At 68.5% G+C, this 21,298-nt stretch carries 19 protein-coding genes and 1 tRNA gene; 14 read left to right on the forward strand and 6 right to left on the reverse strand.

Features of this window, described 5'->3' with window-relative positions; genetic code table 11:
* Positions 1-4: 4 nt before the first annotated feature.
* Together ACIRCZ_RS01545 and ACIRCZ_RS01550 are read right to left on the reverse strand one after the other, a co-directional pair.
* Positions 5-829, reverse strand: coding sequence for a TOMM precursor leader peptide-binding protein (locus tag ACIRCZ_RS01545; RefSeq protein ID WP_402848891.1), 825 nt, complete (start codon positions 827-829; stop codon positions 5-7).
* Positions 830-941: 112 nt separating this feature from the next.
* Positions 942-2,285, reverse strand: a complete 1,344-nt coding sequence (locus tag ACIRCZ_RS01550) for a zinc-dependent metalloprotease (RefSeq protein WP_055892537.1) — start codon at positions 2,283-2,285, stop codon at positions 942-944.
* A gap of 162 nt (positions 2,286-2,447) precedes the next feature.
* Here ACIRCZ_RS01550 and ACIRCZ_RS01555 point away from each other — a divergent pair, with 162 nt between their 5' ends.
* From ACIRCZ_RS01555 to ACIRCZ_RS01570, 4 genes are all read left to right on the forward strand, one after another.
* A complete protein-coding gene (locus tag ACIRCZ_RS01555; RefSeq protein ID WP_402848895.1) occupies positions 2,448-3,590 on the forward strand; it encodes a PDZ domain-containing protein in 1,143 nt (380 codons plus the stop codon).
* A gap of 120 nt (positions 3,591-3,710) precedes the next feature.
* Positions 3,711-6,650, forward strand: a complete 2,940-nt coding sequence (locus ACIRCZ_RS01560) for a UPF0182 family protein (RefSeq protein ID WP_402848898.1) — start codon at positions 3,711-3,713, stop codon at positions 6,648-6,650.
* Positions 6,651-6,847: 197 nt separating this feature from the next.
* Entirely contained in the window at positions 6,848-8,044 is a 1,197-nt protein-coding gene (locus ACIRCZ_RS01565) for an ROK family protein (protein WP_402848901.1), read from the forward strand.
* Positions 8,044-8,586, forward strand: a complete 543-nt coding sequence (locus ACIRCZ_RS01570; protein WP_402848904.1) for a hypothetical protein — start codon at positions 8,044-8,046, stop codon at positions 8,584-8,586. Before ACIRCZ_RS01565 ends, ACIRCZ_RS01570 begins: the two co-directional genes overlap by 1 nt.
* Before the next feature lie 10 nt (positions 8,587-8,596).
* On the opposite strand, the gene ACIRCZ_RS01575 is transcribed toward ACIRCZ_RS01570, so the two are convergent.
* Positions 8,597-9,736, reverse strand: a complete 1,140-nt coding sequence (locus ACIRCZ_RS01575) for an ROK family protein (RefSeq protein ID WP_402848907.1) — start codon at positions 9,734-9,736, stop codon at positions 8,597-8,599.
* 131 nt (positions 9,737-9,867) lie between these two features.
* Here ACIRCZ_RS01575 and ACIRCZ_RS01580 point away from each other — a divergent pair, with 131 nt between their 5' ends.
* The gene (locus ACIRCZ_RS01580) at positions 9,868-10,386 is read left to right on the forward strand and encodes an isochorismatase family protein (protein WP_055892549.1); all 519 of its coding nucleotides are present in this window, start codon (positions 9,868-9,870) and stop codon (positions 10,384-10,386) included.
* Positions 10,387-10,399: 13 nt separating this feature from the next.
* Here the strand turns inward: ACIRCZ_RS01580 and ACIRCZ_RS01585 are convergent, their stop codons facing one another.
* Both ACIRCZ_RS01585 and ACIRCZ_RS01590 read right to left on the reverse strand, forming a co-directional pair.
* Positions 10,400-11,716, reverse strand: a complete 1,317-nt coding sequence (locus ACIRCZ_RS01585; RefSeq protein ID WP_402848911.1) for a hypothetical protein — start codon at positions 11,714-11,716, stop codon at positions 10,400-10,402.
* A gap of 35 nt (positions 11,717-11,751) precedes the next feature.
* Positions 11,752-13,617: a DUF2207 domain-containing protein gene (locus ACIRCZ_RS01590; protein ID WP_402848914.1), complete on the reverse strand. Its 1,866-nt coding sequence runs from the start codon at positions 13,615-13,617 to the stop codon at positions 11,752-11,754.
* Positions 13,618-13,692: 75 nt separating this feature from the next.
* Here ACIRCZ_RS01590 and ACIRCZ_RS01595 point away from each other — a divergent pair, with 75 nt between their 5' ends.
* Both ACIRCZ_RS01595 and ACIRCZ_RS01600 read left to right on the forward strand, forming a co-directional pair.
* On the forward strand, positions 13,693-14,211 hold the full coding sequence (locus ACIRCZ_RS01595; RefSeq protein WP_402848917.1) for a hypothetical protein: 519 nt from the start codon (positions 13,693-13,695) through the stop codon (positions 14,209-14,211).
* A gap of 26 nt (positions 14,212-14,237) precedes the next feature.
* Positions 14,238-14,918, forward strand: a complete 681-nt coding sequence (locus tag ACIRCZ_RS01600) for a pyridoxal 5'-phosphate synthase (RefSeq protein ID WP_402848920.1) — start codon at positions 14,238-14,240, stop codon at positions 14,916-14,918.
* A gap of 103 nt (positions 14,919-15,021) precedes the next feature.
* On the opposite strand, the gene ACIRCZ_RS01605 is transcribed toward ACIRCZ_RS01600, so the two are convergent.
* Positions 15,022-15,098, reverse strand: a tRNA-Met gene (locus tag ACIRCZ_RS01605).
* 170 nt (positions 15,099-15,268) lie between these two features.
* Between ACIRCZ_RS01605 and ACIRCZ_RS01610 the strand changes: the two genes are divergently transcribed.
* From ACIRCZ_RS01610 to ACIRCZ_RS01640, 7 genes are read left to right on the forward strand one after another with little or no spacing between them, the layout of a single operon-like run.
* A complete protein-coding gene (locus ACIRCZ_RS01610; protein WP_055892562.1) occupies positions 15,269-16,336 on the forward strand; it encodes a response regulator in 1,068 nt (355 codons plus the stop codon).
* Entirely contained in the window at positions 16,333-17,334 is a 1,002-nt protein-coding gene (locus tag ACIRCZ_RS01615; RefSeq protein WP_402848924.1) for an ATP-grasp domain-containing protein, read from the forward strand. Before ACIRCZ_RS01610 ends, ACIRCZ_RS01615 begins: the two co-directional genes overlap by 4 nt.
* Complete coding sequence (locus tag ACIRCZ_RS01620; protein ID WP_402848927.1) at positions 17,331-18,161, forward strand: histidinol-phosphatase; 831 nt, start codon at positions 17,331-17,333, stop codon at positions 18,159-18,161. Before ACIRCZ_RS01615 ends, ACIRCZ_RS01620 begins: the two co-directional genes overlap by 4 nt.
* A complete protein-coding gene (locus ACIRCZ_RS01625; protein WP_157480177.1) occupies positions 18,158-18,313 on the forward strand; it encodes a hypothetical protein in 156 nt (51 codons plus the stop codon). Before ACIRCZ_RS01620 ends, ACIRCZ_RS01625 begins: the two co-directional genes overlap by 4 nt.
* Positions 18,310-18,705 (forward strand): two-component system response regulator, encoded by a 396-nt coding sequence (locus ACIRCZ_RS01630; RefSeq protein WP_055892567.1) that lies wholly within the window; start codon positions 18,310-18,312, stop codon positions 18,703-18,705. Before ACIRCZ_RS01625 ends, ACIRCZ_RS01630 begins: the two co-directional genes overlap by 4 nt.
* A complete protein-coding gene (locus ACIRCZ_RS01635; RefSeq protein WP_402848932.1) occupies positions 18,702-20,465 on the forward strand; it encodes a sensor histidine kinase in 1,764 nt (587 codons plus the stop codon). The genes ACIRCZ_RS01630 and ACIRCZ_RS01635 overlap by 4 nt, the downstream gene beginning before the upstream one ends.
* On the forward strand, positions 20,465-21,295 hold the full coding sequence (locus ACIRCZ_RS01640) for a carbon-nitrogen hydrolase family protein (RefSeq protein ID WP_402848935.1): 831 nt from the start codon (positions 20,465-20,467) through the stop codon (positions 21,293-21,295). The genes ACIRCZ_RS01635 and ACIRCZ_RS01640 overlap by 1 nt, the downstream gene beginning before the upstream one ends.
* Positions 21,296-21,298 lie beyond the last annotated feature (3 nt).

Raw genomic sequence — 21,298 nt, forward strand, 5'->3', positions numbered from 1 at the left:
GCTGTCAGCGCTCCGGCGTCGGCAGCGTCAGGCAGCCGCACGCGGGATGCGGTTCCCAGCTCCGCTCCGCCCGAGCACCGTCCGCGTAGTCGACCGTCACGCTCGACCCGCTGAGCGAGCGCCCGCCGCCCAGCCGGTCGAGCACGGCGAACGCAGCGACACCGGCGGCGGCGCTTCCGATGAGCGGAGTCTCTCGCCGCGCATCCCTGGTGTGGAGCTGGGCGGCCATCGCGGGCCACGCAGGGTCGGCGTCCGTGCGGTGCAGGTCGACGCAGCCGAGGCACGGCCCAGCGCCGGGATCGACGAGCGGTCCGACGCGCACCCGTTCGTCGCCGAACACGACGGCGAGGTGCGGCACGTCCCTCCGCAGCCAGCGTCGGTGCCGCTCCGGTTCGATCGCGAACGAGCCGACGACGACCGCGACGGCGGCCGTGTCGACTGCCGGGTCGGTCCAGGACAGCCCGCTTCGCACGTCCACCCCTGCGGCGTCGAGCACTTCGATCAGCCGCACGGCGGTGTGACCGGCGCCGTCGACCACGGCGACCGGACGCCCGGCGCCTCGCTCGCTTTCCTGCTCCGCGCCGCGTGGCACGGCGAGCACGGGCGCCAGCCGTTCCAGCAACCGCGCGGGAGCGCCGGCGTCGGCCCGCGCTCTCCGCGCCACCATCTGCAGGCCGGACATCGTGACGCCGGCCTCGAGCGCCACGAGCATCCGCTCGTCGGCGTTGCTCAGGTCGTCCAGCGTCAGGATCGCCCTGTCCACGCCGAACTGCAGGCTGCTCGGCGACCGCCAGACCCGGTGGATGCGTGGATCGAGTGCGTAGACCATCCAGGCATCATGCCGCAGATCGCCGAAGCCCGCAGAAGTTATCCACAGGCGCGCAGCGCGCACGGAAAAGCGCCGCAGCCCGAGGGATGCGGCGCCAGGCGGGACGGGGCTGTCACTCCTCCGTCGGTCGCTCCGTGTCTCCGCGCAGGAGGTCGTCGAGCGCCTGGTCGATCGCGTCGCGCTCCGGCTCCTGGCCGTTCGCGGACGCGGTCAGGCGGGCGACGATCGCCGACGGGTCGTCGAGGTCGGTGGACTGGGGGAGCAGATCGGGGTGCGACCACAGGTCGTCTCTGGCCTCCTGGCCGACAGCATCCGTGACCGCCTGCCACATGGCCGCGGCGTCGCGCAGCCTGCGAGGGCGCAGCTCGAGGCCGACGAGCGTGGCGAACGCCGATTCGGCCGGGCCTCCGGACGCGCGGCGGCGGCGGACCATCTCGGCGATGGCGTCCGCCTTCGGCAGCAGCGTCGTGGCGTTGGCCGTGACCACATCCACCCAGCCTTCGACGAGAGCGAGCACCGTCTCCAGGCGGGCGAGCGCTTCCTGCTGCTCCTCCGTCTTCGGCGGGATGAGCGCGCCGCTGACCATCGCCTCGCGCAGCTCTTCCGGGTTGGACGGGTCGAAGCTCTCCGCCAGCTCTTCGAGCCGGTCGGTGTCGATGGTGATCCCCTTCGCGAACGCCGTGATCTGCGTGATCAGCTGGAGTCGCAGCCACTTGGCGTGGCGGAACAGCCTGGCGTGGGCGAGCTCGCGCACCGCGAGGTAGAGCTGCACCTGGTCGATCGGGATGTCGAGTCCGTCGCCGAACTCTGCGACGTTCTGGGGGAGAAGCGCTGCCTGGCCGTCCGCGAGGAGCGGGATGCCGATGTCGCCTCCCGAGACGACCTCCTTGGCGAGCTGGCCGACCACCTGGCCGAGCTGCATCGCGAACAGGGCGCCTCCGACGCTGCGCATGATCTGCCCGGCGTTGGCGAGCATCCCCTGCATCTCCTCAGGCGCCTGCTCGGTGAGCACACGGGTGAGCGCGTCGGAGATGCTGAGGGCGACGGGCTCGGCGAGCTGGGTCCAGAGCGGCATGGTCTGGCGTGCCCACTCTGCGCGGCCGATGAGCTGCGGAGGGCTGGTGAGCTCGGACACCGTGGTGACCTGGTCGAGCCAGAGTGCTGCGACGTTGAACGCCTGGTCGAGGGTGGCGCGCTCGGCCGGGGTGACGGCGTGCGCTCCGTCCGACGCGAGCGTGCGCGCCTGCTCCAGGGAGAGATCCCAGTTGATGCCGCCGTCGGTGCTGCGCATCGCGTTCTGCAGCTGGCCGATCAGGGCCTGGATGCTCGCAGGATCGCTCGGAAGCCCAGCGGCTCCCGCGAGCTGGCTCGGGTCGATGGACGCGTTGCCGGAGAGCATCTCGCGCAGCAGGCGGGCCAGCTCGTCGTCCGGCTCCTGGTTGGGATCGTCGGCCATCGTTACGCCTCTTTCCTGTGGTCCGGCATTCAGGCTCGGAATCTACGCTAGACCGTGAACGACGGCGCAGGGTGAGAATTGGCCTAGGCTCGGCCTGGCGGATGTGCGCCTGTGGCGAACAGGCGGCCGATCGGCCGACGCAACACACGAAAGGGACAGTGCGTGAGCCTCTTCACCGACGACGAACTGCAGCCGGATGCGGGAGGGAGCCCCACACGCGTCGCTCCGCCGAAGCGGGTGATCGCCGGGTGGATCGCCGTCGGCGTCGCCGTCGCGCTCACCCTCGTCCTCGCCGTAGCGCCCGCTCCGTTCGTGATCGAGCAGCCTGGCCCGGTGTTCAATACGCTCGGCAAGGATCAGCCGGTCGGCTCGAAGCCGAGCGACGACGCGAAGCCGCTCATCACCATCCCGTCGCAGAAGACGTACCCGACCTCGGGCTCGCTCGACCTGCTCACCGTCTCCGTCGTCGGCAACCCCGATCAGCGGCCGAGCTGGTTCGACATCATCTCCGCCTGGTTCCAGCCGAGCAAGGCCGTGCTGCCCGTCGACGTCGTCTTCCCTCCTGGAACCACCACAGAGCAGTCGAACGCCGAGAATGCAGCACTGATGGTCAACTCGCAGCAGGATGCGGTGGCCGCCGCCCTCAACCACCTCGGCTACCACTTCCCCGAGGCGGTGGCGGTCAAGCAGATCATCAAAGGGACCCCTGCCGCCGACGTCCTGAAGGTGGACGACGAGATCACCAGCGTGAACGGCGAGCCCGTGCCGGGGGTCGCAACACTGCGGTCGCTGATCGAGAAGAACGGGACGGACAAGGCGGCCGAGATCGGGATCATCCGCGGCGGCACGGCATCCACGGTGTCGATCACGCCGGTGAAGTCCGGCGGGCAGACCGTGCTCGGCATCGGTGCGGGAATGGACTACACCTTCCCGTTCGACGTGAAGATCCAGCTCGACAACGTCGGAGGTCCGAGCGCCGGCCAGATGTTCGCGCTCGGGATCATGGATCAGCTCACCCCCGGATACCTCAACGGGGGTGAGAAGATCGCAGGAACCGGCACGATCGACAACGAGGGCAACATCGGAGCGATCGGCGGCATCAGGCAGAAGATGTACGCGGCCCGCGACACAGGAGGGGCGACGTACTTCCTCGCGCCGGCGTCGAACTGCAACGAGGTGACCGGCCACATCCCGTCCGGGCTGCACGTGTTCGCTGTGAAGACGCTCGACGACTCGCTCGCGGCACTGAAGGCGATCAGCTCGGGAGGCAGCACCTCCGGGCTCGCAACCTGTCCGACTTCATAGAGCTCCTCATAGCGCTTACATAGGCTTCTCAGACGGGCGTGTGCGATACGGCGTTCTCCAAGCGAGCGACGCCTAGGATGGATTTCTGACCTTGCCACGCGAGAGCAATGAGGGCCATTCGTGAGTTCAACAGCAACAGTCCGACCCCCTGGGCGCCGCCGCGCGGCCATCTGGATCACCCTGGGTGTGATCGTCGCACTGGTGATCCTGTTCTTCGTCTTCGCCGGACTGTATGCCGACATCCTCTGGTATCAGCAGGTCGGGTTCCTGAACGTGCTCACCACGCAGTGGTTCGGCGCGATCTCGATGTTCTTCATCGGCTTCCTCGGCATGGCGCTCCCGCTCTGGCTGTCGATCCAGCTCGCGTACCGGCTGCGTCCGGTGTACGCCAAGCTGAATTCGCAGCTGGACAGGTACCAGCAGGTCGTCGAGCCGCTGCGCCGTCTCGCGATGTACGGCATCCCGATCGTCTTCGGCATCTTCGCCGGGGTCTCGGCAGGCAGCCGCTGGCAGACCGCCGCGATGTGGATCAACGGCACGGCGTACGGCAAGACCGATCCGCTGTTCCACCTCGACATCGGGTTCTACCTGTTCGCGCTGCCGTTCTACCGCGGCGCCGTCGGCTTCGCCTCTGCCGTCGTGCTGATCGCGCTGCTGGCCACGCTCGCCACCTGCTACCTCTACGGGTCGATCAGGGTGAGCGGCCGTGAGGTGCGCATCTCGAAGGCGGCGCGCATCCAGATCTCGGTCATCGCCGCGCTCTACCTGCTGCTGCAGGGCGTGAGCATCTGGCTCGACCGCTACGCCACCGTCACGGACTCCAACGTCAACGACATGATCAACGGCGCCGCGTACACCGACGTGAACGCGACCATCCCCGGCCGCGCCGTACTCGCCGGAGCCGCGGTCTTCGTGGCCATCCTCTTCATCCTCACGGCGTTCATCGGCCGCTGGCGGTTCCCGGTTGTCGGCACGGCGCTGCTCATCGTCGCGGCCCTCGTGGTCGGCGCGATCTACCCGTGGGTGGTGCAGCGCTTCCAGGTCGAGCCGAGCCAGAAGACGCTCGAGACACCCTTCGTGCAAGACGGCATCGACGCGACGAGGGATGCGTACGGCCTGAGCAACATCGACGTCATCCCGTACAACGCGACAACGGACGTCGAGCAGGGCCAGCTGCGGCAGGACGCGCAGACCACCGCGCAGATCCGCATCATCGACCCCGCCGTCGTCAGCCCGTCGTTCCGGCAGCTCGAGCAGTTCCGCCAGTACTACGCGTTCCCGAACAACCTCGCCGTCGACCGCTACGACATCGACGGCAAGGAGCAGGACGCGGTGGTCGCGGTGCGCGAGCTGCAGCAGTCCGGCCTCACCAGCGCCCGCAACTGGTACAACGACACCATCGTGTACACCCACGGATACGGTCTCGTCGCCGCGTACGGCAACAAGCGCTCGACGGACGGCCAGCCCGTGTTCCTGGAGTCCGGCATCCCGAGCCAGGGGTCGCTCGGCACATACGAGCCGCGGATCTACTTCGGCCAGCAGTCCCCGACGTACTCGATCGTCGGCGGCCCGAAGGGTGGAAAGAACGTCGAGCTCGACTATCCGGGCGGCGAGGGAGACGCGCAGCAGACGTACACGACGTTCAACGGCAACGGCGGCCCGAAGCTCGACAACATCTTCAAGCGGCTCGTCTACGCGCTGAAGTTCCAGGACGAGCAGATCGTGCTGTCGGACGCGGTCAACAACGACTCGCAGATCCTCTACGACCGCGACCCGATCAAGCGCGTGCAGAAAGTGGCGCCCTACCTGACGCTCGATTCGCAGGCGTACCCGACCGTGGTCGACGGCCGCGTCAAGTGGGTCATCGACGGATACACCACGAGCGACCAGTACCCGTACTCGCACGTCGGCAGCCTGAGCGACGCGATCGCGGACACCGAGACGCCGAAGCCCGCGTACGCGTTCGACGACATCAACTACATCCGCAACTCGGTGAAGGCCACGGTCGACGCATACGACGGCTCGGTCACGCTCTACGCCTGGGACGCCAAGGACCCTGTGCTCAAGACGTGGGAGAAGATCTATCCAGCCACGGTCAAGCCGATGAGCGACATGAGCTCGCAGCTCCTCAGCCACGTGCGCTACCCGGCGGACATGTTCAAGGTGCAGCGCTCGGTGCTCGGTCAGTACCACGTGACGGACGCCGGATCGTTCTACTCGCGAGAGGACGCCTGGACGACGCCGAACGACCCCGTGTCGTCGCCGACGGATCCGACGCTGCAACCGCCGTACTACCTGACGATGCAGATGCCAGGGCAGACTGCGCCGTCGTTCTCGCTGTACACCACGTTCATACCCCAGGCGTCCAGCGAATCGAGCAGATCGGTGCTCAAGGGCTATCTGGCTGTCGACTCGGATGCGGGCTCCACCAAGGGGAAGGTGTCCTCGGCATACGGCAAGTTGAGACTCTTGACCCTGCCATCGAGCGATACGGTGCCAGGGCCTGGACAGGTGCAGAACACCTTCAACTCGGATCCGACGGTCTCGGCGCAGCTCAACCTGCTGAGACAGGGCAAGACGGACGTGATCAACGGCAACCTGCTGACGCTGCCTGTGGGTGGTGGTCTGCTCTACGTGCAGCCGGTCTACGTCAAGTCGACGGGTGAGACCAGCTACCCGCTGCTGCAGAAGGTGCTCGTCGCTTTCGGCGACAAGATCGCGTTCGAGGACACCCTCGACCAGGCGCTCGACTCGCTGTTCGGCGGTGACTCCGGTGCGACGGCGGGCGACAACAACGTCCCGCAGACCGGGGGTGGCACGAGTGGCACCGGTTCCGGCAGTGGCGGAACGGGCTCCGGCTCCACTGGAGGCGGCAGCACGACCACCCCGCAGAACAACGCCGCGCTGCAGCAGGCGCTCTCGCAGGCCAAGCAGGCGCTCTCCGACCGCCAGGCTGCGCTGAAGGCCGGAGACTGGGCGGCGTACGGCGCCGCGGACCAGCGGCTCCAGCAGGCGCTGCAGGACGCGCTCGCCGCCGAGGGGACCACCGGCTCCAAGTAGCAGCAACTCCGCGAAGGGCGGGGTGTGCATCCAGGGGATGCGCACCCCGCCCTTCGTCGTGCGTCCACCGTGTATGTTCAGTCGCCGTACAAAGTAAGCGCCCGGTGGATGCGGACATTCCGCGGAATCACGGCCATGCGGCCCCAAGCATCACAAAATGCTTGCGAAAACTTTGATTGTCGACTTTACTAACAAACATGCTGGTCGACGAAGGACGGCGCTCCCTGGCGAGCGAACACGGCACGATCCCACAGGATCGCGGCATGGTGCCTGGGAGAGCCCTGCGCCCGCGCGGCAAGGTCCTTCCCGAGCACGCGCGCAACCACAATCGTTCGCTCGTGCTGCAGACCCTCTACCGCGCCGGTCAGGTGAGCAGGGCGGACATCGCCAGGGAAACGGGACTCACCAGGGTCACCATCTCGGACCTGGTCGGCGACCTGATCGCCGAGGGGCTGGTGATCGAGCTCGGCCAGCGGGACGACGCCCGGCCGGGCAAGCCCGCCGTGCTCCTCGACATGAACAGGGCGGCGACGCAGATCGTCGGCGTCGACCTCAGTGAGCACTCCGCGTTCCGCGGGGCGGTGCTCGACATCGACGGCACGATCCTCGCTACGGCCGAGGTCGCCCTGGCAGGGAGCCACGGCGACGAGGCGGTGGCGAAGGTGCTCGCCCTGGTGGACAGGCTGGTCGGCATGACGACGGCCCCCATCCTCGGCATCGGCATCGGTTCCCCCGGAATCGTCGACCCGTCGGGCACCGTCATCGCCGCTCCCAACCTCGGCTGGACGAACGAAGACCTGCACGGCCTGATCGCCGAGCACACCGCGCTTCCGGTGTTCGTCGCCAACGACGCGAACGTCGCCGTCCTCGCCGAGCACGGTTTCGGCGGTGCGCACGGCGACATGATGCTGGTGAAGATCGGTCACGGTGTCGGCTCCGGGCTGCTCGTGGCCGGCGCGCTGGTCCTCGGCAGCCGGTTCGCCGCCGGTGAGATCGGGCAGGTGATGGTCGGAACGGACGACGGGGCGGAAGCGCCGTACGACAGGGAGAAATGCCTGGAGGCCTGGCTCGCCGTGCCTCGGTTGGAGTCGCGCGTCGCTGCGGCTGCCATCGCTGGCGAGCCGGTTCAGCACGTGCTCCGGGAGGCCGGCCAGCGGCTCGGCGTCGCTCTCGCGCCGATCGTGGGAGCGCTGAACCTGTCGGAGGTGGTGCTCAGCGGCCCGGAGGAACTGCTCGACGGCCCGCTGATCGACGCGGTGGGGGAGACGCTGAAGAACAGGACGATGGCCGGTTTCCACTCGGATGCAACGCTGCGGATGACCAGTCAGGGGAGGGACATCGTGATCCGCGGGTGCGTCGTCATGGTGCTGTCCGCCCAGCTCGGGGTGTCCTGATGACCCTCCTGCTCGACCGGCCGCCCACCCTGGACGCGATCGCCAGGTCGTTCGCGATCTCGCCGGAGGCAGTGGATGCGCTCCCCGGCTTCCACGGGCGGTGCACGGTCGTCCGGCTCTCCACCGTCGACAACGAGGTGCTCGGCGTTCCGCGCTGGTCGACGCTCGCCGAGGCGTGGGGAGCGGAAGACTCGGACAGCGGGCAGCAGTGGTCGAGCAATCCGGTCGTGACCGTCGGTCAGGGCGACGACCCGAACCTCGTGCTGGCGACCCGGTCTCCCGTCGTGATCGTCGGGGTGGACAACGAGCGGCGTGCCTGGGTGCGCGCCGTCGTCGACGCTGTGCGCGCATCCTGCAGGTCGGTGCTCGTGGTGGATCTCGGCCACCGGCTGACCGGCCACAGTTACGCGGACATCGCGACGTTCGGCTTCGACAGGGCGCGCGGGGCGGCGCTGCTGGAGCTGCTGACCGGCGTGCGGGGGACAGCCCTCGAGGCGGCAGGGGAGCGGCGCGGCAGCGTGTCGGCGCCCGCGGCCTCCTAGAACGCGGAGCTCAGAGCGCCCAGCTCACCCCGAGGGTCGCCTGCATGGCGTGCTGGGCCGCGCCGCGGAACGGCTGTTCGAGGGCGATCTTGGCATAGCGGAAGCTGAGCGGCATCGCGGCGCGCACGGTGTGCCTGGCCGCCTCGGCGCGCAAGTGGCCGATGAACTCGTCGCCGAGCTTGGGCGCCGTTCCGCCGAGCACGACGTTCGGCACGTCGAGGGCGGCGCCGACGAGGAGCAGCGCCCGCGCGAGCACGCGGGCTCCCGTGGCGATCCGCTCCTTCGACTCCTGGGTGGATGCGAGCCCTGCCACATCCACGGACTCCAGGTCGGCGCCGTGCTGCAGCCCGAGCAGGTAGGTGACGGAGACGACCTCCTCCAGGCAGCCGCGGTTGCCGCACGGGCAGAGTGGAGCATCAGGGCCGAACAGCACGGGCACGTGGCCGATCTCGCCCGCACGGTGGGCGGCGCCGGCGAGGACCGTTCCGTCCACGATGAACGCAGCTCCCACGCCGGTGCTCAGCGAGACGAACATCTGATTGGCCCCGAACTGGTCGGAGCTGGAGTAGTCGGCGAGCGCTTCCGCGTCGGCGTCGTTGACGAGGTGCACGGGCGCGTCGACGATGCCGTCGAGCGCCGCGCCGAGGTCGAGGTCCGTCCAGCCGAGCTGCACCGATTCGCGGATGAGCGGGCCGTCCGCGATCCCCGGCACCTGGATGCCGACCGCGACCACCGTCGCCGGGGTGGATGCGGCGAGCCGGCGGACGACGGACTGCACGTCCTCGACAGCGCCGGGGGCGGACGGGCGCTGCGACAGGGTCGCCAGCTCGGCGCCGAGGAGGTTGACGACCGCGCCCCGCACGAGCCCCGGCTGCACGATCACCGAGAGCAGCACGTGTCGCTCCTGATCGACCTGCAGGGTCGTCGCGCGTTTTCCGCCCGTGCTCTCCGCGCGCTGGCCCTCCAGGACGAGGCCGTCCGCGATCAGGCCGGAGAGCAGGGAGGAGACGGTGGCGGAGGTCAGGCCGGTGCTCCTGGCGATCCCTGCCCTGGTCGCGGTGCCGCCGCCGGAGACGACGAGCTGCAGAGCGCTCCGCAGGTTGCGCTCACGGACGGCAGCCTGCGTCGCCTTGCTGTGATCGTCTGCCACGTCTGTCCGCTCCTCGGTGCGCGTTGCTCCCCGCTGACGACCATAGCGAATCGGCCGCCGAGGGGAGGGGCGACGCTCCCGGGCTGCCGGCGGACTGGCGGGTGGGCGGGGGTCGGCGGATGATGGACCGCATGGGTTACGGACTGATGCTGGTGGACGTGCAGCGCAACATGCTCGATGGCGAGACGGCGATCGAGGGTGCTGCTGCGTTCCGGGACACGATGTCCGGCCTGCTGGAGCGCGCGCGGGAGGCGCGCATCCCGATCGTGCACGTGCAGAACGACGGCGATCCTGGAGACCCGGACGAGCCGGGCACGCCCGGCTGGGAGTTCGTGTTCCGTCCGCTGCCGGGGGAGCCCGTGGTGCGCAAGGACGTGACGAACACGTTCGAGTCGAACCCTGCGCTGGCCGACGTGCTGCACGCGATGGGAGTCTCGACACTGATCGTCGCCGGGCTGCAGAGCGAGTACTGCATCCAGGCCACGGCGCTCGGCGCGCTGGAGCGCGGCTTCGACGTGATCGTGCCCGCAGACGGTCACGCCACGTACGACGACGCGGAACCGGCAGCGGAGATCAGCGAGCGGGTGGCGATCGAGCTCGCCGCGGAGGGCGTGACGATCGTGGATCTGGTCGAACTGCGGTTCGACTGACGGCCCGGCTCAATCACTTCGTATACGCCTGGACAAGAGAGAGCCAGGCGCTGCCGAACGGTCCGAAGTCTTCGAGCTCCAAGGTCAGGCTCTGAGCGGCCGCCGTCATACCGGCAGCCTTCAGAGAAGCGATCATCAGTGTCGCGTACATGAAGTGGGCGAGGTAATCGTGACCGTCCGCATCACCTCGACGCAATGGCGTGCGCGCGTTTCTGATTTTCCTGAGAGCGACATGCTTGATCTCGTTGTTCGTATTCCAGCTCAACTCGACAAGGGGGCGAAACGTGGTTCCAGCAGTGAGAAGCGGCTCGACCAGCTCAACTATCGTGTCCGTCGTAGTAGAGGTCTTGGTCGCTCCCGTGCTCTGCAGCCAGTGAGCGAGATGCTCCCAGGCGATGGCGAGCGTGCTGATTCTGGTTCGCCGATCCTGCGTGAGTGCGCGATGCTCGCTGCGCAGCACGGAAACCAGAAACGGAACCGCGTGACAGAGCCGCATCCAGCTCAGCACGCCACCAAGTCCGCCGATGGAATGGACGTCGAGCTTTCCCACCATGCCGACCTCCCTCCGAAGCCCCATCCAAGAACTTCTGGCGGCTTCGCCGAACACGGAGCGCGACCACCACTCGCAGTGCACGCGTTCGTCTGGGTGTTCCGGGTCAGATGAGAACACCCAGAGCTCGCGTACGGCGTCAAGTCCGATGCCGCCTACCGCCTCCAGAAGTGTCTGCGCCGCGACGAGCACCTCTCTGGCTTCGTCCAGCGATCTCGGCGTATCGAAGTGGAGATCGAGGCACGTTCGCTCCAGATCGCTGTCTCTGATCCTTCCGCGCGCACCCCACTCGTCCGAGAAATGGGACGAATACGGGAGAGCCGCGATCGTGGTCCCGCCCAAGAGGTCCGGGTCGAAGGCGGAGTCGAGTGCGTCGAGAACGGAAAGGTCGACCGGCCACAGGTGGCGGCCATCGACGCTGAGGTCGACCGCGGGCTCTGTGCCGGCGAAGAATCTGGCTGCGGCGCGTGGTTCCAGGTTGAGCGATGCTCCCGAGATGCGTGCGGGATCAGGACTGCCTTGACCAGCTTCGTACGCCCAGTTGATGAGGAGATCGTCAAGGAAAAGCTCTCGTGTCTCCATGCTCGAGTTGCCACCCGACACCGCGGCGTGGAATGTCGTTCCCGAGAATGAGTGTCCCTTCAACGACCTGGGGAGGAGCGGCCGCTGAAGGTCAGGCGGAAGCTGGATCGTCGGTCCTGATGGGTGCAGGCGAAGCAACGCCGCCTCGTCGATGTCGTGAACCACGACATTCAGACCTCGCTCGATCTCTGGTCGCATTCGACCGAGTGTACTGACGATTCACGCTGTCGGGCTCACCAGCCTCCGCCGCCTCCCCCGCCGCCTCCGCCTCCGGAGAACCCTCCGCCGCTCGCGCCGCCGGCGAAGCTGCTGCCGTCCGATCCCGAGTACGACGAGACGGGCGGGGAGGTCGCGAACGGCGCACCCTGGTAGAACGTGCTGAACGCGGCGATCTGGAGCGGGAGCAGTGCGGGGTTCGTCGCCCCCGGCATCCACTCCGGCTGCGTCGCCGTGACCTCGTAGGAGTGGGCGAGTTCGCGCATCCACTCCTTCTCGACGCCCCACACGATCGCGTACGGCAGCAGCTTCTCGTTGAGTTTGACCACCGCTGACCCGTCGCGCGCATCCACGCGTTCGGCGCCTTCCGGACTCTGCAGAACGCGGAAGCGGTCGGCTTCGGCCAGAGCGAGATAGTCGCGGAGGCCGAGCAGGTAGTCCCGTGCCTCGACGCCCTTCTCCGTGAGCAGGTCGGGCACTCTGGCGAGGATGAAGACGGCGACGGTGGCGACGATGACGCCGGCGAAACCCCAGCCGAGGACGGCGGTGGTGGCGTTCTCGTTGCTGGCCCAGGCGAAGAGCGCGATCCATCCGGCGAGGATCAGCAGCATGAGCGTGCGGGCGACGAACGGCAGCCTGCTCGCCGGGCGGGCGCGCAGCCCGCGCTCGTGGACCACGCGGTCGAGTGCGCCGCCGAGCCCGGCCAGCCGGTCGCCGAGCACCTGGTTCGCCGGGTCGAGCACTTCCTCGTCGCCTGGCTCTGCTGCTCCGACGACGCGCGTGAGAACGTCGCGTTCCGCATCGTCTCCCACTGTTGACGGGTCGACGAGCAGGCGCAGGCCGAACGGCTTGTGCTGCGTCGCATCCGAATGGTCGACGATCGCGGCGACCTTGGCGACGGCGAACCCGACGAGCTGCGCGGGTAGCGCGCGATCTTCGCGCTTCAGGAAGGCGGCGGCCAGGGCGGGGAACATCCCGGGCGGAGGGGTGTACTGGGGCACGATGATGCCGCGTCCGCGCGGTGTGCGCCAGAGGACGACCCGAGCGACCACGATGCCCGCGAGGATCAGCGCGGAGAGCGCCAGGAGGATCCACGGGAGCACGGCGAAGGGGAAGGCGTCCCTGGCGTCCGGAGGGGTGGCGAAGGTTCCAGACGCGAAGCCGACGGCCATCGTGACGTTCTGGTGCGGCGCGAGGGAGCTCTGGCTCGCCGAGATGACCGACCCGTCCGCCGCAGGGGTGGATGAGATGTCGCACGGAGTGGTGCTGCCCTCTTCGCCGGCGTAGCAGGAGGCATCGCCGGTGAGTGCGCTGGTCAGCTCGCTGTCGAGGTGGAGGCGTGCCGAGACGCGGCCGAACGGCTGAGCCCACGCCGTTCCGTTCACGTCCCAGTAGAACTCGTCGTCGTGCGTGTCGGCGAACGGCCGTACGACGTAGCGCTGCGTGTATGTGATCACGTAGGTCTGGCGGCCGTGCACGTAGCTGTCGGCCGAGCCGATCTTGAGTTGCGCGAAGCCGCCTTCGTCGTCGCGCTCGAACGGGATGCTCCCGCCGTCGGCGTTCGTCACCGACACGACGGAGAGCCGCAGGTCGGTGTGCTGGTAGGTCAGCGGGATGGCGCGGACGATGCCGTGGTTCTGGTCGAAGGACGGGAAGTCCGCGACGAGCGTCTCGACCGTGCGGAGCGCTGAGTCCTTGTTCGCGTCGCGCGTGAGGGTGTAATCGGCGTCGAACGACTCGAACGCGAAGTCGCTCGTGTCGGTGCGCACCGACCCGGCGGCTGCGGGTGGCGCGGCGGGTGCGGCTGGTGCGGCTGCGGCGCCGCTGAGACCGGCCGCGAGGACGACGGCGACAACGGATGCTCGAACTCGACGCCAGGACACGAGTCCGAGGCTACCGGAGTGTGCGACGGCCCACCCGTGCGGAGTCGCCAGGGTGTCTGGCAGTATCGGGGGGACGTGGATGCGAGGGGGATCGTGATGCGGGCGACGAAGACGACGCGCGGGGCGGGGACGGCGAAGGCGGACACGGGAGAGTTGTCGCAACTCCCTGCCGGGCCGATTCTGCTGCGCCTGCGCCGGTTGCTGATCACGACCGGCCTTTCCGCCGTCGTCTACGCCGTGCTCGCGACGGGGAGCAAGGGGCGGTGTTCCGGCGCGGGCGGGCCGGGAGCGGCGCAGGGCACCCAGACCTGTGTGAATCTCACCATGCACCCGAGTTGGGTGATCTTCGCGGCCTTCGCGGTGATCGTGTTCGTCGCCATCGGACGGGTCGCCCGCCGAGCGTCGACTCTGGATGAGGCCGGCCGCATCTTCGACACGGCAGCGATCGTCGTCATGGTGGTCGCAGCGGTCGCCGTCGTGGTGGGACTGCTGTGGATCACTTTCCTGCCGTACGACTCGCTGACCGAAAACGCGACCGTCATCTACCCGTTCCCGTTCAATTCTCCGCAGCTCAGCGTCACCACCACCCCGTGAGTGCGGTCGTGGACCACAATGGCGCCATGACATCTCAGCGCGCATCCCTGAGCTCACCCCTCCGCGAAACGCTCAGGGCCGTCCCATCGGTGGTCGGCGTCGCGCCGCCGTGGGAGCCGTCGTCCGCGCCGGACGACCCGCGTGACCTGTTCGTGACCTGGCTGACCGACGCCATCGACGCCGCTCTGCCCGAGCCGCACGCTGCGACCCTGTCGACGGTCGACGAGGATGGACTGCCGGACGCCAGGGTGCTCGTGCTGAAAGATGTCACGGACGACGGCGGATTCTCGATCGCCACGGCCGCCGAATCGGCGAAAGGCGCCCAGCTCACCCAGAATCCGGGTTGTGCCCTGAGCTTCTACTGGGGTCCGCTCGCGCGCGCGGTGCGCATTCGTGGCGTCGCCCGGCTTGCGCCCGCCTCCGTGTCGGCCGCGGACTTCCTCGCCAGACATCCCGCCGCTCGCGCGCAGGTGCTGGCCGGACGCCAGAGCAGTGTCCTGACCGACCGCGCCGAACGCGACAGGCTCCTCGCAGACGCGCGGGCCGCCGTCGACGCCGATCCGGGTCTCGTCGCCCCTCAGTGGACGGCCTGGACGATCGAACCGTCGTCGATCGAATTCTGGCAGGGCTCGCCCGACCGTGACCACCAGCGACTCCAGTACCTGCGCACCGCATCCACGTGGGATCGGCGCTCCCTCTGGCCGTAGCACCCGCCTCTGCTGGGGCTACGTAGGCGGGGAAAGATCGCCGGGGGAAAGAACTCCGAGGCAAAGAACAAGGCCCGGATTTCCGTGGAAATCCGGGCCTATCTGGTTGCGGGGGCAGGATTTGAACCTACGACCTCTGGGTTATGAGCCCAGCGAGCTACCGAGCTGCTCCACCCCGCGTCACAAGAATTTACTTTAGCACCGGCTGCTGTTCAGCAAAAATCGAGGCCGAATCCCGGGCGTGCCGCGCGCGCATCCCGTGTTTGGTAGAACGATCTGTCGATGCCCCGTGTTTCGGGGCGGGCCTGTTCCGGTGGCCGCCGGTAGAGTCGGTGGCAGGGAGGGCGTCCATGCCGAGTTCGCTTCAGAAGTACCGGGTCTGCGTGATCGAGGACGATCCCGACGTCGCCTTCTACATGAAGACCGTGCTGGAGAAGCGGGCGGATGCGGTGGTCGTCGCGATCACGGACCCGTCCAAAGCGCTCGCCGCCATCGCCGACTTCGAGCCGGACCTCGTGCTCACCGACATCGAGATGCCGGGGATCTCCGGGCTCGACCTGTTGAAGGTGCTGCGCAGCCAGTACCCGGGGATGCCGGTCGTCGTCATGACAGCGCACGTCTCCGTCGACTACGCCGTCTCCGCCCTGCGCGCGCAGGCGGACGAGTTCCTGACCAAGCCCGTCTCCTCCGTCGACCTGGTCTCGATCGTGACCAGGCTCGCGGAGCAGGGACGGACCAAGAAGGCGGCGCAGCGTCCGCAGGTGGTCCTCGCCATCGGCGCGCATCCAGACGATGTCGAGATCGGCGTCGGCGGCATCCTGTCTGCCCATCGGGAGGCGGGCAACACCGTCGTCATCCTCACCATGTCGCGGGGCGCCAGGGGAGGGGATGCGGACGACAGGCAGCACGAGTCGCTGTCGTCGGCGGAGCTGCTGGGCGCCAGGCTCTTCATGGAAGACCTGGAGGACACCCAGATCTCCGCGGCGGACCCGACCGTCGGCATCATCGAGCGCGTCGTCGCCGAGGTGCAGCCGGACATCGTTTACACGCACTCCGCCCACGACCGCCACCAGGACCACCGCGCCGTGCACTCAGCGACGCTCGTCGCGACGCGGTCGGTGCGCACGGTGTGCTGCTACCAGAGCCCGTCGGCGACGATCGACTACCGGCCGACCAGGTTCGTGCCGATAGATGGTTTCACAGACGCGAAACTGCGCCTGATCGACTGCTTCCGGTCGCAGACCGAGCTCCGCTCATACCTCGAACCCGACTTCGTGCTCGCCACGGCGCGCTACTGGTCGCGGTTCGGAGGCGGCCAGAGCTGTGAGCCGCTCGAAGTGATCAAAGACACCGCAGACATCTCGGTGCCCGCATCGTCCCTGACGGCGGACGCCCGAACCAGAGGAACAGAGAAGTGACCCGAGTTCTCGTGACAGGCGCCGGCGGCCCTGCCGGCGTCGCCGTCATCCGCTCCCTGCTGGCCCGCGACGACGTGCAGGTGCTCGCCGCCGACATGGACGGCTGGGCGAGCGGCCTGTACCTCGTGGCCGCCGCCGACCGGCGCATCGTCCCTGCCGGTAAGTCCGCCGGGTTCGTCGACGAGCTGATCCGGATGTGCGAGGCAGACGGCGTGGATGTTCTGTTCTCCACGGTCGACGTCGAGCTGCCCGGCCTCGCTGCACGGCGCGACGACCTGCTCGCGGTCGGGACGGCGCTCGCCGCCCCGAGCATCGAGACGCTGACGGTCTGCCTCGACAAGTACCTCCTCGCGGAGCGCTGCGCCGGGCGGCTCGCGGTCCCGGAGACCCGGCTGCTGAACGCGGACGGCGTCGCGCACGACTGGACGTTCCCTGTCATCATCAAGCCGCGCAGCGGGGCGGGGTCCCGCGGCGTGCGCCTGATCCAGGACCGCGACACGCTGGAGGCGCTCGGCACGGACGAGAGCATCCTGATCCAGGAGAACCTGCCGGGGGACGAGTTCTCCGTCGATGTGCTCGCGGCGCCCGACGGCAGCGTGATCGCCGCCGTTCCCCGCTCGCGCGAACGGGTGGACTCTGGCGTCTCGATCGCCGGCCGAACGGTCAAGCGCGACGAGCTCTCGCAGACCGCCGCCGACGTCGCTCGCGCCATCGGGCTCACTGGCGTCGCCAACGTCCAGCTCCGCTACAGCACCGCGGGCGTCCCCGCGCTGCTGGAGGTGAACCCGCGTTTCCCCGGCGCGATGCCGCTGACGATCGCGGCGGGCGTCGACATGCCGTCGCTCCTGCTCGACCTGGTGACCGGCGTCGATGTGCCGAGGACCGTGGACTTCGTGGAGCTGGCGAACGTCCGGTTCCTCGAAGACGTCTTCCTCGACCCGGCCGACGTGCTCGTCTCCGAGAACGCAGCCCACACCGAAGGCCCGGGCGAGGAGTGACCGCTTCCGGCCGCGAGCTGCTGCTGGGCGACTACCACGTCCATTCGACGTTCTCCGACGACGCGGTCAGCACGCTCGCGGAGAACCTGGCGGTGGCCGGCGCTGCAGGGCTGCGCGAACTGCGCCTGATCGACCATGTGCGCGCGTCGACCACCTGGGTGCCCGAGTTCGTCCGCGCCGTCGCGGCAGAACGCATCCCTGACGGCCTGGCGGTGTTCACCGGGGTGGAGACGAAACTGCTGGATGCGTCCGGCGCCATCGACACGCCGCCGGACCTCATCGTCGGCACAGGCGGGGTGGGAGCGATCGTGATCGGGGACCACCAGTTCCCCGGCACGGACGGGCCGTGGTCTCCGCGCGAGACGACGGAGCGTCTGGCAGCGGGGCTCTCCGCGGACGACGCGCTCGACCTGCTGATCACGGCGAGCATCCGCGCGATGAAGCGAACACCGAACGCGCAGCTCGCGCACTGGTTCTCGATCCTGCCGAAGGTGGGACTGTCCGAGGACCAGCTCGGGAGGGACAGGCTCGCCGCCTGGGCGGCCGCAGCGGCGAGCACGGGCACGATCGTCGAGGTCAATGAGAAGTGGGCGTGTCCTGGGCCGGACGCGGTCGCCGCCCTGATCGCGGCGGGCGCACGCATCGTCGCATCCACCGACAGCCACGTCGCGACGGACGTCGGCCGCTACGAGCGTGTGGCGCGCATACTGGAGGACGCCTATGGTCGTTCCCAAGCGAGCGCGGAACAATCGGCGCACACAGCGTCATCAACCAGCGCGGATTCGACCAACGCAGAGTCATTCAACGCAGGGGAGGAGGACCGATGAGCCCCATCGACATGAACAGCGAGCAGTACGACGAGATCCAGCGCGAGATCGACGCCAACAAGCGCTGGGAGTACCGCCTGCTCCCGTATGCGGGGATCGCCCTGGTCGTGCTGGCCGCGATCGTCGTCGTGCGCACGGTGTTCCTCTCATGAGCGAGGCAGGCGCGCCCCGCGTCGTCATCGCCGACGATGACGACGACATCCGCGGGCTCATGCTCATCGCCGCCACCCGTGCGGGCGTCGAGGTCGTTGCTGCCGTCGACAACGGTCCTGCAGCGCTCGAAGCTGTTCGTGCCGGCGGCATCGACCTCGTGGTCCTCGACATCTCGATGCCGGGTATGAACGGCGTCGAGGTCGCTGAGGCAGTCAGGGCCGACCCTGTCGCGAGCGCGACGCTCATCCTGATGGTGTCGGCATCCGTGCAGCTCCTCACCGACCACGGCGTCGTCGCCGAACGCTCGGACAGCTTCATCATCAAGCCGTTCAGCCCCAAAGTCCTGACCGCACGCATCAGGGACATGCTCGGGATGGAGGCGACGGTATGACCATCGACCGCTGGCTCGGCCGCATCTCGATCGACTCTCCCAGCCCGTTCGTCAAGCAGATTCCGACGATCGTCGGCTTCCTGATCGCCATCGGCGTCATGCTGCTGCCGCTCAGCCCCGGCCCGACGAACACCCTGTTCTTCTATCTCGGCGTCGCGCTCGCGGTAGTGGCGACGGTGGTCTCGTTCGCGTTCCCGTGGCGCAGGCTGCGCGCGGAGTGGTCGATCCTCATCCCCGTGCTGTCGCTGATCGCGGTCGGCCTGTTCCGGCTCGGCACGGGCGGTTCGAACTCGCCGTACGGCGCACTCCTGCTGCTCCCGTTCGTGTGGATCGCGACGGAGGAGGGCAGGATCAACGCCGTGATCGCGGCGCTCGGCACCTTCCTCGTGCTGCTCGGGCCTCTGGTGGCATCCACCGTGCCGACGACCGTCGGCGACCTGGTGCGCGCGATCTTCTCCCCGCTGATCTACATGATCGTCGCGGTCGTCATCAACGAGATCGCGCACAGGGTGCGTGTGCAACTCGCCGCCGCCAACGAGGCGGCGAAGCAGCGCAAGGAACTGCTCGAACAGGCCGTGCGCTCGCAGGACGAGCTGGTGCTGAACGAGTCCAGGCTCAAGACAGCGAACCGCCTGATCCAGAGCATCTGGAACGCCGTGACGGAGCAGTCGGTGATCGGCACCGACCTCGACGGGCTCATCGACGTCTGGAACCCCGGCGCAGAGAAGATGCTCGGCCTCACCGAGAAGCAGGCGCTCGAAGGCCACAGGCACATCATCGAGTTCCACCTCGCCTCCGAGCTGGAGGAACGGCTCCGCGACATGGATGCGCGTGTGCAGACCGTGTCGAGCGCCGAAGACTTCTCCGCCCTCGTGGATGCTGTCCGCTCCGGGTACGCCGACGTGCGCGACTGGACCTATGTGCGGGCGGACGGCAAGCTGGTGCCGGTCCAGGTGGCCGCGACGCCGCGCCTCGACGAGAACGGTCACAGGGTCGGCTTCATCTTCGTGGCGACGGACATGACGCAGGCGCGCGAGTTCGCCAGGCTGAAGGACGAGTTCGTCGGCCTCATCTCGCACGAGCTGCGCACGCCGCTGAGTTCCATCCTCGGCTACCTCGAACTGATGCGCGACGACGAGGACGACCCGCTGTCGCAGGAGCAGTTGCAGTACCTGGGCGTGGCGGAGCGCAACGCTCACCGTCTGCTGCGGCTCGTCGGCGACCTGCTGTTCACCGCGCAGGTGGAGTCCGGCCGCTTCCCGCTGGAGCAGAAGGACCTGGAGCTGGGACCGCTGGTCACCGCGTCCGTCGAGTCCGCCCGGCCGGTCGCCACGAACGCAGGGGTCGCGCTCACGGCCGAGCTGCCGGAGGAGTCCGTCACGATCTTCGGCGACCCGCTGCGCATCGGCCAGTCCATCGACAACCTGGTCTCCAACGCCATCAAGTTCACGCCGTCCGGCGGACGCGTCACCGTCGCCCTGTCCCGTGACGGCGGGGATGCGGTGATCGCCGTCACAGACACCGGTATCGGAATCCCAGCGGTCGAGCTCGGGCAGCTCTCCAACCGGTTCTTCCGCGCCTCCACGGCCACCCGCAACGCCGTGCCGGGCGTCGGGCTCGGGCTCACGATCACCAAGGCCATCGTCACCGCGCACGGCGGGAGCATCGACATCGCCAGCGAGGAGGGCGTCGGCACCACGATCAGCCTGCGCCTCCCTCTCGAAGTGGCTGCGACGGCGGCACTGGACGGTGGTCGCTGATGGACGAGGCCCAACGCGGCAGTGCAGAAGGCATCGCCGTCGCGGTCGTGCAGTTCGCGCCGACCGACGACACTGTGCACAACAGGGACTCCGTCGCGGCGTTCGTCGCCGTCGCCGCCGGGCGCGGGGCGAAGCTGGTCGTGTTCCCCGAGTATTCGTCGTACTTCGTGCATCCCCTCGGCGATGGGTTCGTGCGGAACGCGGAACCGATGGACGGCCCGTTCGTGGGCGCACTGGTCGCTGCCGCCCGCGAGCATGGCGTGTTCGCGGTCGCCGGGCTCGTCGAGAGAACCGACGACAAGCACCGGTTCTCGAACACCATCGTCGCGGTCGCTCCGACGGGCGATGTCGTCGCGACGTACCGCAAGCAGCACCTGTACGACGCATTCGGGGCCCAGGAGTCCGAGTGGGTGGTGCCGGGCGCCATCGACGCACCCCAGACCTTCGAGGCGCACGGCATCACGGTGGGGATGCAGACCTGCTACGACCTGCGATTCCCCGAGGTGACCAGGCTGCTGGCCGACGCGGGAGCAGAGCTCGTTCTCGTACCGGCCGAGTGGGTGCGCGGACCGCTCAAAGAGCAGCACTGGCGCACCCTGATCGCGGCGCGCGCCATCGAGAACACCCTCTACGTCGCCGCCGCGGACCACACGCCGCCGATCGGCGTCGGATCGAGCACGATCGTCGACCCGATGGGCGTCGCGCTGGCCACGATCGGCGAGACGACGGGGGTGGCCGTCGCCGAGGTCACCGCGGAGCGGGTGCGCGCCGTGCGCGAGGTCAATCCGGCGCTCGCGCTCCGGCGCTACCGGGTGGAGCCGATCGACTGACGG

Source organism: Leifsonia sp. NPDC102414 (assembly GCF_044765685.1).
Classification (GTDB): Bacteria; Actinomycetota; Actinomycetes; order Actinomycetales; family Microbacteriaceae; genus Leifsonia.

Coding starts and splice junctions, on each gene's coding strand:
- ACIRCZ_RS01565 (WP_402848901.1), top strand. CDS start 6,848: ATGCTGGTCGACGAAGGACGGCGCTCCCTGGCGAGCGAACACGGCACG.
- ACIRCZ_RS01570 (WP_402848904.1), top strand. CDS start 8,044: ATGACCCTCCTGCTCGACCGGCCGCCCACCCTGGACGCGATCGCCAGG.
- ACIRCZ_RS01550 (WP_055892537.1), bottom strand. CDS start 2,285: ATGGCCGACGATCCCAACCAGGAGCCGGACGACGAGCTGGCCCGCCTG.
- ACIRCZ_RS01625 (WP_157480177.1), top strand. CDS start 18,158: ATGAGCCCCATCGACATGAACAGCGAGCAGTACGACGAGATCCAGCGC.
- ACIRCZ_RS01600 (WP_402848920.1), top strand. CDS start 14,238: ATGACATCTCAGCGCGCATCCCTGAGCTCACCCCTCCGCGAAACGCTC.
- ACIRCZ_RS01610 (WP_055892562.1), top strand. CDS start 15,269: ATGCCGAGTTCGCTTCAGAAGTACCGGGTCTGCGTGATCGAGGACGAT.
- ACIRCZ_RS01580 (WP_055892549.1), top strand. CDS start 9,868: ATGGGTTACGGACTGATGCTGGTGGACGTGCAGCGCAACATGCTCGAT.
- ACIRCZ_RS01635 (WP_402848932.1), top strand. CDS start 18,702: ATGACCATCGACCGCTGGCTCGGCCGCATCTCGATCGACTCTCCCAGC.
- ACIRCZ_RS01585 (WP_402848911.1), bottom strand. CDS start 11,716: ATGCGACCAGAGATCGAGCGAGGTCTGAATGTCGTGGTTCACGACATC.
- ACIRCZ_RS01545 (WP_402848891.1), bottom strand. CDS start 829: ATGGTCTACGCACTCGATCCACGCATCCACCGGGTCTGGCGGTCGCCG.
- ACIRCZ_RS01630 (WP_055892567.1), top strand. CDS start 18,310: ATGAGCGAGGCAGGCGCGCCCCGCGTCGTCATCGCCGACGATGACGAC.
- ACIRCZ_RS01640 (WP_402848935.1), top strand. CDS start 20,465: ATGGACGAGGCCCAACGCGGCAGTGCAGAAGGCATCGCCGTCGCGGTC.